The sequence below is a fragment of the Pseudomonas sp. MSSRFD41 genome (assembly GCF_014230245.1).
GTDB classification, from domain to species: domain Bacteria; phylum Pseudomonadota; class Gammaproteobacteria; order Pseudomonadales; family Pseudomonadaceae; genus Aquipseudomonas; species Aquipseudomonas piscis.
In genome coordinates this window covers 36014-54367 of sequence record NZ_JACKZK010000024.1, presented here as the reverse complement: position 1 = coordinate 54367, position 18354 = coordinate 36014, and the positions used below count along the sequence as shown (strand labels likewise).

Annotated in this window: 13 protein-coding genes; 5 read left to right on the top strand and 8 right to left on the bottom strand. The window is 63.3% G+C overall.

Annotated elements, in window-relative coordinates:
* Positions 1 to 115: 115 nt before the first annotated feature.
* Genes H7A76_RS26455 through H7A76_RS26435 form a run of 5 tightly spaced genes read right to left on the bottom strand, consistent with a single transcriptional unit; the run spans position 116 to position 8441 of the window.
* On the bottom strand, positions 116 to 1528 hold the full coding sequence (locus tag H7A76_RS26455; protein WP_185701241.1) for an ATP-binding protein: 1413 nt from the start codon (positions 1526 to 1528) through the stop codon (positions 116 to 118).
* Positions 1528 to 3333, bottom strand: a complete 1806-nt coding sequence (locus H7A76_RS26450; protein ID WP_185701240.1) for a DAHL domain-containing protein — start codon at positions 3331 to 3333, stop codon at positions 1528 to 1530. Before H7A76_RS26450 ends, H7A76_RS26455 begins: the two co-directional genes overlap by 1 nt.
* Complete coding sequence (locus H7A76_RS26445; protein WP_185701239.1) at positions 3330 to 4316, bottom strand: cytochrome-c peroxidase; 987 nt, start codon at positions 4314 to 4316, stop codon at positions 3330 to 3332. The genes H7A76_RS26450 and H7A76_RS26445 overlap by 4 nt, the downstream gene beginning before the upstream one ends.
* A complete protein-coding gene (locus H7A76_RS26440; RefSeq protein WP_185701238.1) occupies positions 4306 to 6186 on the bottom strand; it encodes a putative bifunctional diguanylate cyclase/phosphodiesterase in 1881 nt (626 codons plus the stop codon). The genes H7A76_RS26445 and H7A76_RS26440 overlap by 11 nt, the downstream gene beginning before the upstream one ends.
* Entirely contained in the window at positions 6183 to 8441 is a 2259-nt protein-coding gene (locus H7A76_RS26435; RefSeq protein WP_185701237.1) for a diguanylate cyclase domain-containing protein, read from the bottom strand. Before H7A76_RS26435 ends, H7A76_RS26440 begins: the two co-directional genes overlap by 4 nt.
* A 227-nt stretch (positions 8442 to 8668) precedes the next feature.
* Between H7A76_RS26435 and H7A76_RS26430 the strand changes: the two genes are divergently transcribed.
* Entirely contained in the window at positions 8669 to 10027 is a 1359-nt protein-coding gene (locus H7A76_RS26430) for an HD domain-containing phosphohydrolase (protein WP_185701236.1), read from the top strand.
* A 215-nt stretch (positions 10028 to 10242) separates the two neighbouring features.
* Complete coding sequence (locus tag H7A76_RS26425; RefSeq protein WP_185701235.1) at positions 10243 to 10899, top strand: ribonuclease T2 family protein; 657 nt, start codon at positions 10243 to 10245, stop codon at positions 10897 to 10899.
* A gap of 45 nt (positions 10900 to 10944) precedes the next feature.
* On the opposite strand, the gene dapA is transcribed toward H7A76_RS26425, so the two are convergent.
* Positions 10945 to 11805: a 4-hydroxy-tetrahydrodipicolinate synthase gene (gene dapA, locus H7A76_RS26420; RefSeq protein ID WP_185701234.1), complete on the bottom strand. Its 861-nt coding sequence runs from the start codon at positions 11803 to 11805 to the stop codon at positions 10945 to 10947.
* A gap of 600 nt (positions 11806 to 12405) precedes the next feature.
* On the opposite strand from dapA, the gene H7A76_RS26415 reads away from it, so the two are divergent.
* Both H7A76_RS26415 and H7A76_RS26410 read left to right on the top strand, forming a co-directional pair.
* On the top strand, positions 12406 to 13971 hold the full coding sequence (locus H7A76_RS26415; RefSeq protein ID WP_185701233.1) for a PAS domain-containing methyl-accepting chemotaxis protein: 1566 nt from the start codon (positions 12406 to 12408) through the stop codon (positions 13969 to 13971).
* Positions 13972 to 14064: 93 nt separating this feature from the next.
* Positions 14065 to 14649, top strand: coding sequence for a LysE family translocator (locus H7A76_RS26410; RefSeq protein ID WP_185701232.1), 585 nt, complete (start codon positions 14065 to 14067; stop codon positions 14647 to 14649).
* Here H7A76_RS26410 and H7A76_RS26405 read toward each other — a convergent pair.
* Positions 14642 to 15478: an AraC family transcriptional regulator gene (locus H7A76_RS26405; protein ID WP_185701231.1), complete on the bottom strand. Its 837-nt coding sequence runs from the start codon at positions 15476 to 15478 to the stop codon at positions 14642 to 14644. The genes H7A76_RS26410 and H7A76_RS26405 overlap by 8 nt on opposite strands.
* 47 nt (positions 15479 to 15525) lie before the next feature.
* The gene (locus H7A76_RS26400) at positions 15526 to 16029 is read right to left on the bottom strand and encodes a VOC family protein (RefSeq protein ID WP_185701230.1); all 504 of its coding nucleotides are present in this window, start codon (positions 16027 to 16029) and stop codon (positions 15526 to 15528) included.
* Positions 16030 to 16243: 214 nt separating this feature from the next.
* Between H7A76_RS26400 and H7A76_RS26395 the strand changes: the two genes are divergently transcribed.
* The gene (locus tag H7A76_RS26395) at positions 16244 to 18331 is read left to right on the top strand and encodes an EAL domain-containing protein (protein WP_185701229.1); all 2088 of its coding nucleotides are present in this window, start codon (positions 16244 to 16246) and stop codon (positions 18329 to 18331) included.
* The last annotated feature ends 23 nt before the right edge of the window (positions 18332 to 18354 follow it).

The following is an 18354-nucleotide window of genomic DNA, read 5'->3' as shown; positions in this document are numbered from 1 at the left end:
TACTGCCTATCGTCTCTAGGCAAGCGCGAGCTTCGTCGAACGCCGCGCGGGAGCCGCAGGGACGCGCTGGCGGGCCAGTTCGTCAGGGTGCAGGCGGCGGGCCGTCTGCGAGGGGTCAGGCCGGATCGGCGGCAACGCCCTGGCGCACCGGCAGGACCACGCGGAAAGTGCTGCCGTGGCCCGGCTGGCTGTGGACGGTGATCCGCCCCCCGTGTTTCTTGACGATGCCGTAGGACAGCGATAGCCCCAGCCCGGTGCCCTGGCCGATGGGCTTGGTGGTGAAGAAGGGGTCGAAGATCTTCTGCAGGTGTTGCTCGTCGATGCCGGAGCCACTGTCGCTGACCTCCAGCCAGACCCACTGGTCCTCGACGCCGGTGCGCAGGGTGATGGTGCCGCGTTCCGGACCGATGGCCTGGGCGGCGTTGACCACCAGGTTCATCACCACCTGGTTGAGCTGCGAGGGCAGACACTCGATGTCCGGCAAGGGTTGGTACTCCTTGATCACATCGGCCTTGTACTTGATCTCGTTGGCGACGATGTTCAAGGTCGAGTCGATACCTTGTTGCAGATTCGCCAGTTGCCACTGCTGGTCGGTGTCGACGCGGGAGAAGTTCTTCAGGTCCTTGACGATCTGCTCCACCCGGCCGATGCCTTCCTTGGACTCCTTGATCAACTGCGGGATGTCCTGGCGAAGGAAATCCAGTTCGATGCTGTCGCGCAGGCTGCCCAGGCGCTGGCGCAGGGCCCCGTCGGCGATGGCCTCTTCGCTTTGCCGGTAGGCCTCGAGCATCTGGTCGATCTGTTCGAGGTATCCGGCCAGGCTGCCCAGGTTGGATGAAACGAAGCCAATGGGGTTATTGATTTCGTGGGCGACCCCAGCGGCGAGCTGGCCCAGGGACGCCAGTTTCTCGGATTGCACCAGTTGGTTTTCCAGCTGCTTGCGTTCGTCGATCTCCTGGCGCAGCGCCGCCCCGGCCCGTTCCAGGTCCTCGGTGCGCTGTTGCACCAGATGTTCCAGATGATCCATTTGCAACTGCGCCCGGGCAGTCATTTCCCATTTGCGGGTCAGGGTGCTGGCCAGTTGCTGGACTTCGATATTGTCGAATGGTTTCTTCAGGATCAGCAGCCGGTCGTAGCCTTGCAGGCGTTCCAGCAATTCTTCCCAGGAATAGTCGGAATAGGCGGTGCAGACCACCACTTGCAGGCGCTGGTCGCGCAGCCAGAGCTGTTCGATGGTCTGCGCCCCGTCCCAGCCCTGGGGCATGCGCATGTCGACGAAGGCCAGGGCATAGGGCCGCTGCTGCTCCATGGCTCGGCAAAGCTTGTCCAGGCCCTCCTGGCCACCATAGGCCGATTCCAGTTCGAAGGCCTGCTGGCGGCTCTTGCCCTGGCTACCGAACAACTGGCTTTCGAGGTCGTCCAGGGCGTCGTTCGTAGCCGGCGCGGGAGTGAGGATCTTGCGAAAGTCCTCATGGATCGACGGGGTATCGTCGATGAGCAGGATACGGCGGTTGGTCAAGTCGTCCATTATTGGCCCTCGGCACTGATCAGGGGGATGTCCAGGGTGAAGGTGGCGCCGGTCCCCGGGCCATCGCTGTGTACGCTCAGTTGCCCATTCATCTCTATCGCGGCCAGGGCACAGCTGTGCAGGCCGAAGCCGTGGCCTTCCTTGCGAGTGGTGAAACCATGGACGAAGATCTTGGTCAGGTTCTGCGCGGTGATGCCTTCGCCTTCATCCTTGACCCGGATACGCAAAGTCCGCCCATCGACCACGTGGGCGCTCAAGGTCAGTTTGCGCGAGTGTTCGTCCAGGCTGGACATGGCGTACTTCGCATTGCTGATCAGGTTGATCAGGATGAGCAACAGGCGATGCTTGTCGCCCATGATCGGCGGCACATCGGCATAGTCGCGGATCACCGTGACCTGGTGGCGAGTCAGGGCGCCGGAATTCATCCGCAGGGCATCGTCCATCAGGTCGGCTACCCGCAGGGGCTCGACCAGGCGCGAGGCCCCGGCGTAGGACTGCTGGGTGGCGACGATTTCCTTGATGTGGTCGACACTGCGGCTGAGCTGGGCCAGTTCCTCGCCCATGCTCTGCTGTTCGTCGGCAATGGCTACCACCAATTGGTTGAGGTAGCCGGGAAGCATCTTGCCTTTTTCGTCTTCACAGAAGAAACGCCCCAGGTCGTCGCTGTGCTGGTTGACCAGTTGCATGGCCTTGCCCAGTCCCAGGGCCTTGCTGCTACGCAGCTTGCGGCTGAGGATCTCGCTGGAGATATTGACGCTGTTGAGCACGTTGCCGACGTTGTGCAATACATTGGTAGCGATCTCCGCCATGCCGGCCTGGCGTGCGGTATCCAGCAGTTCGCTCTGGGTTTCCTTGAGCTCCCGGGTACGTTCCTCGACCCGCTGCTCCAGATGTTCGTTGGCGCTCTGCAAGTCGGTGTTGACCCGGCTGATCACGGCATAGCTGCGTATCAGGCGCAGGGCCAGGTACAGGATCAACAACACCAGGAGCACCGAGAACACCAGCAGGTACCGATGGGCCTTCTGGTCTTGTATATCCGCCTGCAACTGGTCGCTGTTGAGCAACACGGTGATGTCATCCAGGCGTTCGGCTACCGGGATCGAGGTGATCCGTTCGAGCAAATCGTTGACGATCGGCTGTTCCCGCAGGATGACCGAGACGTGGTTGCTGAGGATTTCCACCGGATCGTACATCGCCTCGGGCAGGCGTGCCTTGTTCACCGCCAGCTTGTTCAGGCCCACCAGGATGTCCGCCGCCTTGTCGTCGCTGGAGACCTGGGCGAACTCGAGGCTGCTGAGCAGCAAGTCATAGGTGTCGATCGCGATGTTCTGCTGGGATATCCGTTGCTGGTCATCCAGGTCGGACAGTTGCCGCTGGATGTCATCCTCGGCACTGGGCAGGAAGGCCAGGGAGTTGCGCAGTATCGAGTTGTGCGACTTGAAGCGTTCAACCAGTTCGGCCTTTTCCCGGAAGGCCTGGAGAAACGCTTCCTGGCTGGTTTGCCAGGCTTGCAGGTTGCTGTGTGGCTGTTTGGAGACCTGATCGAACTGGCTCCAGAGCTGGTTGATCTGTTGCACCGGAGATACCAGTGGATCGTAGTTGTGGGTGATGGCGATCCGTGCCTTGAGCACTTCGGTTTCCCATTGGGCGTTCAACTGCTTGATGTGCCCGACCAAGTCCCTGGACAGGGTGTAGTTGGTCGATGGGTCCGTCACCATCTTCAGGTAGAAGAACCCGAGCGCCGTGACCAGTGTCCCGGCCAGCAGGATCAGCAATGTAGTGGGCAGGCGGCGAGATGCTTTCATAGGGGCTTGCCTTCCCATTCGCCGGTCAGGGTCTTGAGGAACTTGACGATCAGGCTGGTATCCAGGGGGTTTGGCGGGCGCCCCAGCTGGTACTTGAACATCACTTCCACGGCCTGTTCCAGGGTCTGGGCCGAACCGTCGTGGAAGTATGGCGCAGTGACTGCCACGTTACGCAGGCTGGGAACCTTGAAGACATTGCGGTCCTGCTCGTCGCCAGTGACCAAAAAGCGTCCCAGGTCAGCGTCGGTGGGCGAGCCCCGAGCGCCGAAATAGTCGCCCATCACACCGAACTTCTGGAACATATTGCCCCCGATATTCACCCCTTGGTGGCAAGCGATGCAGCCATAGTCCTTGAAGCGCTGGTAGCCATATTTCTCCTCCAGGCTGAGGATGTCGGTATTGCCCAGCAGGTACTGGTCGAAGCGTGAGTTGCGGCTCAGCAAGGTCCGCTCGTAAGTGGCCAGGGCGTTGCGCACGTTGGCCGCGGTGAGGGCATCCGGATAGAGCTGGGCGAAGGCTTGGCGATATTCCGGGGCCTGGTCCAGGGTCTGCAGCAGGCCCTCCCAGTTGTTGCCCATCTCGATGGGACTTTGCAGCACGCCGTCGATCTGCTCCTCGAGGGTTTCGGCACGGCCATCCCAGAACTGGCGGAAGTTCAGTGCAGCGTTGAACACGCTTGGGGCATTGACCCGGGTGAACTGGCCTTTGATGCCTGGTGACCTGGGCTGTCTGTCGGTGCCACCCAGGTCCAGGCGATGGCAGCTGGTGCAGGAACGGCTGTTATCCACCGACAGGCGCGGATCGTTGAACAACCGGCGGCCCAGTTCGACCCGCTGGGGATCCAGGTCGGGAGGCGGGGGCAGGGGCTTGAGAGGTTCATCCAGGGGCGCGGCCAGGGCAGGCAGGCTGCCCCAGGCCAACAGCAGGCCCAGCACGGTATGGACGAAGTACCGGCGGCTGGCCGGCAGGCATTCACTGGGCATGACCGGCCATCCATGGGCGCAACGCCCGGTTGTCGAGTAAACGGGCAAAATCTTCGGCCGGCAGGGCCTTGCTGAAATAGTAGCCCTGGCCTTCCTCGCAGCCTTGTTGCTGGAGGTACGCCAGCTGCTGTGCGGTTTCCACCCCTTCGGCGATGACGTTCAGGTTCAGGCTGCGCCCGAGGTTGATGACGGCGCCGACCAGGGCCGCGTCGCGGGGTTCGTGGCTCAAGCCCTGGACGAAGGATTGGTCGATCTTGAGCACATCCACTGGAAACTTGCGCAGGTAGCTCAGGCTTGAATAACCGGTGCCGAAATCATCGATGGCCAGACGTATCCCCATGGCCTTGATGGCTTGCAGGGTGGCCAGGGTCGTATCGACATTCTGCATCAGCACGCCTTCGGTGATCTCCAGCTCCAGCCATGCCGGGTCCAGCCCGCTGTCATCGAGCAGTACCCGGATGTGCTCGAGCAGGTGTGGCCGCCGGAAGTCGCTGGCCGACAGGTTCACCGACAGCCGGATGCGCTCCAGGCCTGCCCGTTGCCAGGCGCGGGCCTGGCCGATGGCCTCGCCCAATACCCAATGGCTGATGCGATTGATCAGGCCGCAGTCCTCGGCCACTGGAATGAATTGCGCGGGACTGATCCAGCCCTGCCGCGTGTCGTACCAGCGGATCAGCGCTTCGGCGCCCACCACTTCACCGGAGTCCAGATGGACCTTGGGCTGGTAGTGCAGCTGGAATTCCCCCTGTTCCAGGGCCAGGCGAATACCCGATTCCAGGCGCTGTTGTTCACGCGCGCGGAGGGTCATGTCCTCGGTGAAGAATGCGTAGCCGCCCAGCGCTTGATCCTTGCTGTTGCGCATGGCCATTTCGGCTTGCTTGATCAGGGCCAGGGTTTCCTGGCCATCCCCTGGGTAGAGGCTGATACCCAGGCTGGTGGTGACTCGCAGTTCGTGTCCGGCGATCTCGTGGGGCTGGTTGACCAGGGCCAGGATCTTCTGGGCGACGTTGTGTAAATGGGTCGGTTGCAGGGCGCAGATCAATACCACGAACTCATCGGAGCCATAGCGGAATACCGAGTCCGATTCACGCATGCCATGTTGCAGGCACTGGGCGATCCTTTGCAGCAGTTCATCGCCCGCCGGATAGCCCAGGGCATTGTTGATCCGCTTGAAACGGTCCAGGCCAAGGAACATCACCGCCAGTTCCTGCTCATAGCGCCGGGCGCGGGCCATGGCCTGGCCCAGGCGGTCGCCCAGCAGGACGCTCGACGGCAGCCCGGTGAGCAGGTCGTAATGCAACAGGTGCGAGACCCTGAGCAGTTCGGCGACCCGTTCTTCGATGGTTCGTTGCAGGTCGTCCAGCTTCTGCCGGGCATCCTGTGCCATCTGCCATTTCCAGGTCAGGGCGCTGGCCATCTGGCGAATCTCCAGGCTGTCGAAAGGCTTCTTCAGGATCAGCAACCGATCGCCGAACGCTAGGCGTTGGGCCATGGTCTCCCAGGAATAGTCCGAATAGGCCGTGCACAAGGCGATCTGCAGGTCCGGATCGGCTTGCCACAGTCGTTCGACGGTTTCCAGGCCGTCCCAGCCAGGAGGCATGCGCATGTCGGTGAAGGCCAGGGCGTATGGCCGTCCCTGCGCTACCGCCTGCTCAACCAGGTTCAAGGCCTCCTGGCCTTGGTAGGCCGAGTCCAGTTCGAACGCGAGGGACGCCGGCGGGCGGGTGCCGAACAGTTCTCGTTCCAGGCTGACCATGGACGCCTGGGGAATGGCGTCCGGGCAAAGGATCTTGCGAAAGTCCTCATGGATCCGCGGGGTGTCGTCGACGATCAAGATGCGGCGGTTGGATGGGGGGAAAGGTACCTTCATTCCTCATCCTCCTGTGGGAGCGGCGCTCCCTTGTTTCTTTCCTTGAGCAACAGGATGGCTTGCTGCGGGCTGACCGCCTCGCTGAAATACAGGCTCTGTACGCTGGGCAACAGGCTTGGGGCAGGCGCGGCTGGTTGCTGAGGCGAAGGGGGAGCTCCTTCGGCGATGATGCCGATGTCCAGGTCCCGGGCGAAATTGACGATGGCCCGCAAGGTATTGGCGTAGCCCGGGTCTTGGGCGGCACCATTGATGAACCCATGGCCGAGCTTGAGATGATTGACCCGATAGGTCCTCAGGTAGTCGAACGAAGAATATTCGGTGCCGAAGTCGGCGATGGCGATCCTGACCCCCAGTTCGCGCAGTCTTGGCAATACATCGTTATGGGACCACTTGGTCTGGGCCAGGGTCGCTTCGGTGACATCGAAGCGCAGGTCCCAGGGCGCGATCCCCCATCGCGCGGTGGTACGCAATACATCGTAGATGAGCTCGGGCCCGCTCTTGAGCTGGGCCAGGGAGATCTTGAGCGCCATGACAGGTGGTGTCAGCCCCTCGGCGGACCACCTGTGCAGTTGCTGACAGGCGTGATCCAGGATCCAGCGTCCCAGGGCAATGATGGTTCCGGTCCTTTCCGCCACCGGTACGAAGTCAATGGCACGCAGCAGGCCTCGCCGCGGGTGTTTCCAGATGACTTGTGCCTCCATGCCCAGGACCCTGCCATCGTGCATGTCCAGTTCCGGTGCATATTGCAGCTCCAATTCATCGCCTTCGAGCGCCACGAGTAATTCACTGGCGATGACCATGCGCTCGGCCACTTCCTGAGTAATGGCATGGGAGTGGAAATGATACTGGTTGCGGCCCAGTTCCTTGGCCCGGTACAGCGCCATGTCGGCCTGGCTCAACAGGCTGTCGGCGTCGAGGCTGGAAGGGGTGTAGCTGCTGATGCCGAGACTGGCCGAGATGTGCACGGAATTACCGGACAAGCTGTAGGGCGCCTGCAGCGCATCGAGGATATTGCCGGCCATGGCGGCCGACTGGGTCGGATCGCCGACGTCCAGTTGCAAGATGGCGAACTCATCGCCACCCAGGCGCGCCACCACATCGTTTTCCCGCACGGTATAGCGGATGCGGCGGGATACTTCCTGCAACAGCTGGTCGCCCACCGGATGGCCCAGGGTGTCGTTGATCCGCTTGAAGTGATCCAGGTCCAGGTAGAACACCGCGAAGGCTGGCGCACCACGCCGGGCCGCGGCGAATGCCTGGTGCAGGCGCTCGATCAGGGTGGCGCGGTTGACCAGGCCCGTGAGCGCATCGGTGCGGGCCAGTAGTGCCATCTTTTCTTCGGCCTGCCGGCGTTCGGTGATGTCGAGGATGATGCCCTCGATCTCCAGGAGCCGGCCATCCAGGTCGCGGACCGGGACATAACGGTTCTCGACCCAGCGCCAGTCGCCTTGTCCGGTACGCAGGCGAAATTCGATCGAGGAGCCCTGGGCGTGGCGGTCGAGGACCCGGGCCATGGCGGCATCGACATTGGGCTGGTCATCCGGGTGGATCAGGGCTTGGGCCCAGTCGGCCGCGCCCACCAGGTTGCTGGCGCGATGGCCGTAGCGGGTGATGTTGTGGGAGATATACATCAGGGGAAACGATGGCTCGCCGCGCAGCCGGTAGAGAATCGTCGGGCTGTTCTGCACGATGATGTTGGCGTTGGACAGCTCCCTGGTACGTTCGCTTACCGCTTGTTCCAGTTCTTCCATCTTGAGCGCGGCATCCTCGGTCATTTGCCATTTCACCGTGAGGGTGTTGGCCATTTGCCGGATCTCGATGGCGTCAAAGGGTTTCTTCAGGATCAGCAGACGGTCGCCCAGCGCCAGCCGCTGGTCGATGTCTTCCCAGGAATAGTCCGAATAGGCGGTACAAAGCGCTACTTGCAGTTTCGGATCGGCTTGCCACAGCCTGGCAATGGTTTCCAGGCCATCCCAGCCCGGCGGCATGCGCATGTCGATGAAAGCCATGGCGTAGGGCCTGCCCGCGGCGAGCGCGGCCTCGAGCTTTACCAGGGCTTCCTGCCCCTGGAACGCCGAATCCATTTCGAAGCACTGCGCGGGCCTGTTGCCCGATGGGCCGAACAGCAGGGCCTCGGCTGCATCCAGAGGGCCCTGCGGCGCGTTGCACAGGATCTTGGCGAAGTCGTCGTGGATCGACCGGGTATCGTCGACGATGAGTACCCGGCGATTGATCCGTGTACAGGGCGTAATCATGCGGCAGCGCTCGCCGATCCACGTCCACATCCGCAACCCAACGGGATCATCCTTTTCCCCTCATCATGGACCTGTTCGCCGGACACCCGAACTCGGCGTATGGAGCATAGTTAGCTCGCCGTCATTTCGCCTGTGGTTGGCATGGCCGGTGGGGAAAAATCATCTAGCCTTGTCGAAGGCGGGCCACAGGGGGCGGTCCGTCCCCACCTCTTTGCTCGAGAACAGCCATGGAAGAACAACCAGCCCTGATCCCGGCCGAGCGGCCAAGAGTGCTCCTGGTCGATGATGAAGAGCCGATTCTCAACAGCCTGCGTCGCTTGTTGCGCGGCCAGCCTTATGAAGTACTGCTGGCCAACAGTGGGGCCCAGGCCCTGGATATCCTGGCGCGGCAGCCCGTGGACCTGGTGATGAGCGATGCGCGCATGCCCGGCATGGACGGTGCCACGCTCCTGGCGAAGGTGCGCGAGGGCCACCCGGCCACCCGGCGCATCCTGCTGACCGGCTATGCCGACCTGGACACCATCGTCAAGGCCGTCAACGAAGGCCAAATCCATCAGTACCTGAACAAACCCTGGAACGACCAGGAGCTGTTGCTGGTATTGCGCCAGAACCTGCAGTACCAGCAGGCCGAGCGGGAACTCAAGCGCTTGCAGCAGCGAGTGCTGGAGCAGAACCGCGAGCTGAAGGCCAACAACGCCACCCTGGAGCAACGGGTGGCCGCGCGGACCGCGGAGTTGCAGCAGACCGCGGACATGCTGGACCTGGCCTACGAAGAGCTCAAGCACAGCTACGTGACCGCAACCGAGGTGTTTTCCTTGTTGGCCAACCTGCGTCTTCCGGCGGACAAGCAGACCAACCGCAAGATCATCGAGCTGGTCAGGGCCTGCTGCAAGGATCGTGGCCTGGACGAAGCCGCGAGTCGCGACCTGACCATGGCCGCCGCTCTCTACAACATCGCCAAGCTGGGCTGGAGCGATGCCATGCTGACCGCACCGGCGGACCTGCTGCGCCATTCCGAGCAAGAGCGCTACCGGGCCTATCCGGGACAGAGTGAAACGCTGTTGATGGCCCTGGAACCGATGCAGGATGCCGCCCGGCTGATCTTGCATCACCAGGAGCGCTGGGACGGCAGCGGTTTTCCCCAGCATCTCAAGGGCGAAGCCATTCCCTGGGGCGCGCGACTGCTGAAGCTGGCTGTGGATTTCATTGAGCTGCAGTCCGGGCTGGTCCTGGAGCGCCACTTGAACAGCGACGAGGCCTTGTTGTTCATCCGCAAATATGCCGGCCGCCTGTACGACCCGAACCTGGTGGAGGATTTCGTCCGGGTGTGCGCGGCCTATCTCGACGACGTGACGGTCGATGACCCGACGGTGAAGGTCCTGGGGACCCGTGAGTTGAAGGGCGGCATGATCCTGCGACGCAACCTGAATGCCGACAATGGCATGTTGCTGCTCAATGCCGGCAAGGTGCTGAGCGAACCCCTGGTGCAGAAACTCATCGCCTTCGAGGCCATGGAGGGCGCGCGGTACAGCGTTTTCGTCCAGGAGCCGGATCCATCGGCGAGCGCGAAGAACCTCTCTCCCTAACCGCGGATCTTGCGCTCGACCCTGGGTTGCCGTCCTGCTTTCGTCCGGGTTCGCTGGTATCTTGGCGCGCCGACGCTGACCGGCTATCCGGGGGCGCCTTGGCGTTCCTGTCATGTTCCTGCAACGCCTGCGTGCCAATAAGGATCCGCCCTGTTGGATCGGCAGCGTCCCGCAATCCGGGCAGGGACACGTCTGTTTTTCAAGGAGAGGTCACGATGAGAAAGTTTTTCACCCTGCTGGCAGCCCTGGCGCTGACCCTGGGGATGGTGGGGGTCAGCGACGCGCGTTCGCCCAAGCAGCAACGCGATTCGGTAGCCGGCAGCTTCGACTACTACTTGCTGAGCCTGTCCTGGTCGCCGACCTTCTGCCTGATGCATCCGGACAACGAGCAGTGCTCGGGCAAGGGCTACGGGTTCGTCCTGCATGGCCTGTGGCCGCAATATGCCCGGGGCGGCTGGCCGCAATCGTGTCCCCCCTTGACCCAGCTCAACCGCGAGGAAATCGCCAAGGGCCTGACCCTCTTCCCTACCGAGAAGCTGCTCAAGCATGAGTGGAGCAAGCACGGTACCTGCAGTGGCCTGGGTGCCATGGGTTACCTGGATAAGGCCGACCAGGCCCTGGGCAAGGTGAAGATTCCCGAGACCCTGCAACCCTCCACCAGCGTGCGCTACTACGAGGCGGCGGAAATCGCCCAGCAGTTGCGCCAGAGCAACCCGGGCATCACTGAAAATGGCGTGGCGGTCCTGTGCAGCGGGCCGGAGCTGTCTGAAGTGCGGGTGTGCCTGGGCAAGGACCTGGAGTTCGCCGACTGCGGCAAGGGCGTGAAGACCCAGTGCCGCTCCGGGCAGATCCGCGTTCCTCCGGTGCGCTGAACGGCCTGCCGGCTCCTGCCGCGAGGGCTGGAGCCGGTTTGCGGGCTACAAGGCGGCCAGCAGGCGCTGCAGGTGCCCGGCGGTTGCTGCGCTGCAATCCTCCATCGGTGCCCGCAACTGTGCTTCGAGCAATCCCTGATGGGCCAGCAAGGCCTTGACCGGCGCCGGATTGGGCTCGCTGAACAAGCCCTGGATCAACGGCGCCAGGCGCATGAAGGTGGCGCGGGCGGCGTCCAGCTGCTGGTCCACCACCTGGCGTTGCAACTGCACGAACAAGTCCGGGCGGATATGCGCCGAGGCGGCGATCGCGCCACTGGCGCCCAGGCAGAGCGCGTTGAACAGTTGCAGGTCTTCGCCGCACAGCACCTGCGCTTCACCGCTGGCCAGCACGGCCAGGGTCTTGTCCAGGTTGCCGCCACAGTCCTTGACCGCCGCGACCTGCGGGTGGCGGATGATCGCCAGCAACGTCTGCTGGTTCAGGGCCACGCCGGTGCGATACGGGATGTCGTAGATGATCAGCGGCACGCTGGATGCATCGGCCACGCAGCCGAAGAAGCTTTCCAGGGCGGCCTGGGAGGGGCGGATGTAGTAGGGCGCCGGCACCAGGAGGCCGGCCACCGGACGTTCCAGGATGCGTTGTTGCAGGTCCAGCAGGGCCGGCAGGTTGTTGCCCGCCAGCCCCATGAGCACTTTCCCGGCAGGCGCCAGTTCCAGCAGGGCGTCGAGCACCGCCAGTTGTTCGGCCTTGTCCAGGGCGGCGGCTTCACCGGTGGTGCCGCAGGCTACCAGTCCGGCCACGCCGCTCTCCAGCAGGTGGGCGGCGAGGCGGCGCAGGGCGGCGAAATCGATGGCGCCGTGGCGAAAGGGCGTGACGATGGGGACCCAGATACCTTGAAACGATGACATGCATATTCTCCTGATGCTTGACCGTCGGGTCGTCGTCAGAAGAGTAGAGGGGCGGTCGGCAAGGGGGTGTTCCGTGGCGAGGTCCTGTCAGCTCATCTGACGGGACACAGCGCCCCGGTCACATGAGCGGCTGTTTCTTCGATTTGCGGCTGCAGGCCATCCACGCCGGGGCCTTGGCAACTTGGCCAATGGCGCGCGGAGCGTGGAAGGTGGCGTGGGGCATGGTGGTGGCCGGCTCGCAAACAAGGCGCCCAGTTTCAATAACCGTCCGGCGTTTTGTCAATCCTCCCCGGGTGCGACGCAGGGTCCCGGGACCAGGCTTGTGCTACACCATCACGAAGCTTTCTCAGAAAGGTTTTCAGTTGCCAGGCTATGTATTGATCCACGTCAAGGATTTTGCAGATTGTTGCCGGATCGTTCCTGCCTCCACCGCGTATTCGATAGCGCTCACCAAGCCGCTATCTACACTCGACTCCACCGGCGCCGACTGCCGGGGAAGTCCTGCCGGGGGCAGGAGCAGTCTTCGAGTCATCGCAGGATGCGCAGTTGCGGTTCGATCATGACGGGCAATCAACAGACTTCCTGCGAGGTTTTTTCAAGGTGAAGAACAATCTCCCAGTGACCCAGCGCGAGCGGGTGTTCCCCGCCGAGCAGCGGCTCATCTCCGCCACCGACTCCCACGGCAAGCTGACCTACTGCAACGACGAGTTCGTCGAGGTCAGCGGTTTCACCCGCGAACAACTGATCGGCAGCCCGCACAACATCGTGCGCCACCCGGACATGCCGCCGGCGGTGTTCGCCCACATGTGGTCCTACCTCAAGGACGGCAAGAGCTGGATGGGCATCGTCAAGAACCGCTGCCAGAACGGCGACCACTATTGGGTCAATGCCTATGTCACGCCGATTTTCAGCGCGGGGGTGATCACCGGCTACGAGTCGGTGCGGGTCAAGCCCGAGCGCGAGCAGGTCGAGCGGGCCGCAGCCCTCTACCAGCGCATGCGTGGCGCCGACATGGCCATGCCCTGGAGCCAGCGGCTGCTGGTGGCTGGCGAGATCCTGCTACCGCCGCTGCTCGCCCTGGCCGCCATTGCCCTGGCCAGCTGGCTGGGTGGACCCTGGGCCGGATTGGCTTGCGCCGTGGCCGGGCTGTTCGCCGTGCAGGCCCATGGCGCCTATCGCACCCGGCGGCTGTTGGCGCGCATCAGCGCGGTGTCCCTGGGCAGCTTCGATAGCGAACTGATTGCCCGCACCTATACCGACGAGCGTGGGCCGGTAGCGCGCCTGCAGATGATCCTGATCAGCGAGGCGGCGAAGATCCGTACCGCCCTGAGCCGCCTCGGGGACTATGCCAACCAGGCCGCGGAGCTGGCTTCCACCAGCCAGAACCTGTCGCGCCAGGCGGAGTCGGCCCTGGGCAAGCAGCGTGACGAGGCGGACATGGCGGCCACGGCGATGAACCAGATGGCGGCGTCCATCGCCCAGGTCTCGGTGCATGTGCAGGACACCGCCTCGGCGGCCGACCGGGTCAACGAGCTGACCCATGTCGGTTCCGAGGAAGCCCGGCGGACCCGGGTCATGATCGAGAAACTGGCCGCTACCGTGGACACGGTCAGCCAGTCGGTCCAGGGCTTGGCCAATGAAACCCAGTCGATCCAGCTGGCGGCGAACATGATTCATTCCATTGCCGAGCAGACCAACCTCTTGGCGCTCAACGCCGCCATCGAGGCCGCGCGCGCCGGCGAGCAGGGCCGCGGCTTCGCGGTGGTGGCCGACGAGGTGCGGGCCTTGGCGTCCAAGACCCGGGAGTCGACCCAGAGCATCCAGCAGATCATCGCCACCTTGCAGGAGGTGGCCAGCCAGGCGGTGGAAGTGGCGCGCCAGGGCAGCGTCGAGGCGCGGTCCGGGGTGGCCCAGGTCATCAGTACCGAGCAGGCCCTGGATGGCATCAATACGGCGATGGAGCGCATCCAGCAGATGAGCCAGCAGATGGCCGCCGCTTCCGAGCAGCAGGCCCATGTGGCCGAGGAGATTTCCGGGCAGATCACCAATATCGCCCGGGTCTCGGACCAGAACGCGGATATCGCCGTGCACTCCTGCAGCATCGGCGGCGACCTTGAGTCCACGGCCCATGAGCTCAATGCCCTGGTCACGCGTTTCAATAGCTGAACGACGATTGCAGGGTTGTTTTCTTCAATACGTGATGTTGCTCGCTTCGTAACCTGTCGGCGGTCGATTCGATCCGGACAAGAGAGGCGAGAGATGAGCGTAGTGTTTTCCATGGCGGCCTTTGCCCTGGCCGCATCCATTACCCCGGGGCCGGTGAATATCCTGGCCCTGGGCAGCGGGGCCCGTTTCGGTTTCAAGGCCAGCCTGAGCCACGTCGCTGGCGCGACCTTGGGCTTTACCTTGCTGCTGGTACTGACGGGCCTGGGGTTGAACGAACTGTTGCGCCAGTGGCCGGTGCTGACCCAGGGCATCCGCCTGTTTGGCGTGGCGTTCCTGCTGTACATGGCCTGGAAGCTGGTGCGGGATGATGGTCGAGTGGCTGCCGACGGTCAGGTCCGCGCACCTTCGGCCTGGTACGGCGCCCTGATGCAGTGGCTCAATCCCAAGGCCTGGCTGGCTTGCGTGGCTGGCATCGGGGCGTTTGCCGCCGACGGCGATACGCGGCTGGTCTGGCTGTTCGCCGCGGTGTATCTCGTTATCTGCTACCTGTCGATTGCCTGCTGGGCCTATGCCGGCAGTTTCCTGCGCCACTACCTGGACAATCCTGCGGGCATGCGCCTGTTCAACCGCAGCATGGCGGCGTTGCTGGCCCTCAGTGCGGCGTACCTGTTTACCTGAGGCCCTGCTGGTACTGCCCGGGGGTTGCGGCCAAGTGCTGCTTGAACGCCCGCTGGAAGTGCGCCTGGTCGGCGAAACCGGCCTCCAGGGCCGCCTCGGCGATCGATGCGCCGCTGCGCAGGCGGGCCTGGGCGAACTGCACTCGCTGGTTGACCAGGTAGGCATGGGGCGGCATGCCGAACTGCTGGCCAAAGGCGCGGGTCAAGTAGGAGGCCGAGAGCTCGGCGGCCTGGCAGATATCTTCCAGGGCCAAGGGCTGGGTGCAGTGTTGGCGGATGTAGCGGGCGGCCCGTTCGAGCTTTTCGTTGCTGTCCCGGGGGCGGCTGTCGACCGGGTTCAGGCGCTGGTGCAGGTCGCTGAAGAATGCCACCGCACAGCGGTGCTTGTGCAGGGTATCGCCGCGTTCGTCCACCAGGACCTGGTACAGCGTCTCGAGCTCGGCAAACAATTGCGGGTCGTCGCTGTGGGGGGTACTGAACGGACGAAAGCCCGAAGCCGCATCGAAGCCCAGCTCATGCTGCAAGGCGGTCAGCCAGGGAGTGTCGACGTAGAGCATGCGATAAGACCAGGGCTGGTCGTCGATGGGGTTGCAGGCATGCACCACGCCGGGGTTCATCAGCACCACGGTGCCGGCACCGACCTGCCACTGTTCGCCTTCACTGAGGTAGGTGCTCTGGCCCGCGGTGATGCAGCCGATGGAGAACTGCTCATGGGCATGGCGGTTGTAGCAGACCTTGCGTCCATCGGCGATGGACCGGGCCTCGATGAAGGGCAGGGCCGGGTCGCGCCAGAAACGCGGGGCGATGTCAGGGTGCAGGGCGCTCTTCATCAGGGTCGTCCATTGTCCAGGGTGCCGGCGATTGTAGAGGGGATGGCTCAGGATTTGCCATCGAAGGCGCGCTGCAGGCGCTGGATATCCAGTTTTTTCATGCCCAGCAGGGCTTGCATCACCCGTTGCGAACGGCTCGGGTCGGGGTCGCACATCATCTGCGCCAGGACCTGCGGCACGATCTGCCAGGACAGGCCGAAGCGGTCCTTGAGCCAGCCGCATTGCTGGGCCTGTGGCGGGCCGCCAAAGCCCAGGGCGTTCCAGTAGTGGTCCAGTTCGGCCTGGGTCCGGCAATGCACCTGCAGCGATACCGCCTCGTTGAAGGTGAAGGCCGGACCGCCGTTGAGCGCGGTAAAGGCCTGGCCGTCGAGTTCGAACACCACGCTCATCACCGAGCCCTCGGCACGGCCATGGAACTCGAAGCCGGCCTTGCCGTAGTGACTCACGTGAGTGATGTGCGAGCGCTCGAAGACCGTGCAGTAGAACTGCGCCGCCTCCTGGGCCTGGTGGTCGAACCACAGGCAGGGTGTGATGGTCTGGATACGCTGCATGCTGGCGCCCCTCTGTCGACTGCTGCCCCTTGAACAAGCGTAGCCAAGCCCTGGCCGGGCACGGGCGATTGAATGCTTGCTGACACGGGTTTCTTCAGTGGTATCTTCGCTATCAGCCTCGAGCGGTCATAGAACGCCGCCGTGCGGGGGTGAAGCGCTACCTGAAATGCCTGCCGGTAGCAGGTCGGTAGTGACTGCAAGGGAGGGGAAGCTGATGCGCCTGCCGCGACTCAAGCTGTTTTTCACCCATCGCCTGGCGCTCCTGGCAGGGGCCGAGGCTTTGCGTTCGATCCGCGAGGGCCTGCTCTGGCTACTGCCGTGCCTGCTGGTTTCGGCGGTGCTGCTGATACTCGCCCAGTGTGTAGAGGCCCTCGGAGCTCCGGGGGCGGTGGTGGAACTGCTGACGGGGCTACACGATCGCATCAGCTCGATCATTCCCTTGCTGGTCGCGGCTTCCATCGGCTACATGCTGGCGATCCAGCATCGTCTGCCGCAGCTTCCCGTGGCCTTTCTCTGCCTGTCCCATGTGGTGATCGCCACCTACGTGTTGCGCGATTACCCGCTGGCGGCGGCGACGTTCGTGCTGTTCATCGCCATCGCCTCGCCACTGGCCAATGTTCCGATCATCGGCTGGCTGCACCGTCGGCGCTGGACCCGACTGATCGCCGAGGACCTGGTGGGCTACAACCTGCAGAGCACCATCAATATGGTGCTGCCGGGGATCGTCACTTCGCTGTTGCTGGTACTGGTGCTGCAACTGTTGCTGCAGATCCAGGAGTTTGCCTATATCCAGCGGCCGCTGGACCTCGACGAGCTGGGCAGTCCCTACCTGGGTGGGATGTTGCTGACGGCCAGCAATTCGCTGCTGTGGTTCTTCGGGATCCATGGCAGTCACGCCATGCAGCCATTCATGGACGTGATGGATCAGGCGGTGTCGCTCAATGCCCTGGACCAGGCGGTTGGGCGTCCTGTGCGCTATGCCCTCAACAGCGGCTTGCTGGGCTGTTTCGCCTTCATCGGTGGCTCTGGCGGTTCCTTGGCGCTGATCCTGGCGATCCTGGGTTTTTCTCGCAATCGCTCGATGCGCCTGTTGGCCCTGGCCAGCCTGGGGTTGTCGCTGTTCAACATCAACGAGCTGCTGTTGTTCGGCCTGCCGATCATCCTCAACCCGAGATTGCTGATGCCATTCATGCTGGTGCCCATGGTCAACGTCAGCCTGGCGTTGCTGGTGGTCCAGCAGGGGTGGGTGCGCCCGGCACTGGTGGAGGTGCCCTTCACCTCGCCGGTACTGCTCAATGCCTACCTCAGTACCCAGGGCGATTGGGGCGCGGTGTTGTTGCAACTGGTGCTGCTGGGGATCGGTACGCTGATCTACATTCCCTATATCCGCAGTATCCAGTACCAGGGCGAAGGCGCCGAGCAGGTCTACCTGAAGACCTTCGACACCACCTTTCATGGCCTGGAAGAGCGGGGCCGCCTGTTCGAACTGGACCCGATGGTGACCTCCTATCGGCAAGCGGCCCAGCAGTCCTTGCAATTGGCGCGAATCCAGCAGTTGAGCGAATACGACTTTCACCTGGAGTACCAGCCGCAGGTGGACAAGGACAGTGGCCGTTGCACCGGGTGCGAGGCGTTGATCCGCGCTCGGGACCGCGATGGCCAGGTGCGCTCGCCCTGGGAGTTGCTGCAGTGGCTGGGGCAGGCCAGGTTGATGCCCGAGGTGGATTTCTGGGTCGCTTCCCAGGCGGTACGCCAGCATCAGGCCTGGCGTCGCGAGGGCTTCGAGCTGCCGATCACGATCAATATCTCCAGTGCCACCCTGGCGTCGGCGGAGCATGGTCGGCGCCTGCTGGAGATCCTTGCCCGAGCCGGTGGCCAGGTGTCGGTGGAAATCACCGAGGATGCCCTGGTGGGCGATGCGCTGTTGACCCAGCGCTGGATCGGGCAACTGCATGCGCTGGGGGCACGGGTCTACATCGATGATTTCGGTACCGGTTTTTCCGCCTTGAGCTATTTGCACCAGTTTGCGGTGGATGGGATCAAGATCGACCGCAGCTTCGTTCTTGCCCAATGCGAGCCCAAGGGTGCACTGGTACTCAATGGCCTGCTGCGTTTTTGCGAGACCCTGGATCTCAAGGTGGTGGTGGATGGCGTGGAGACAGGCGAGCAGCTGGATTTCCTGCATTCAAGCTCGGAGTTGGTGATCCAGGGGTGGTACTACAGCAAGTCGCTGCCCGCCCGGCAGCTCCCCGAGTTCGTCAAGCAGCGGGCGCAGGATGCCATGGCGGCCCGCGGTACGTGAGCGGGCGCGTTATCGCCTGGCGA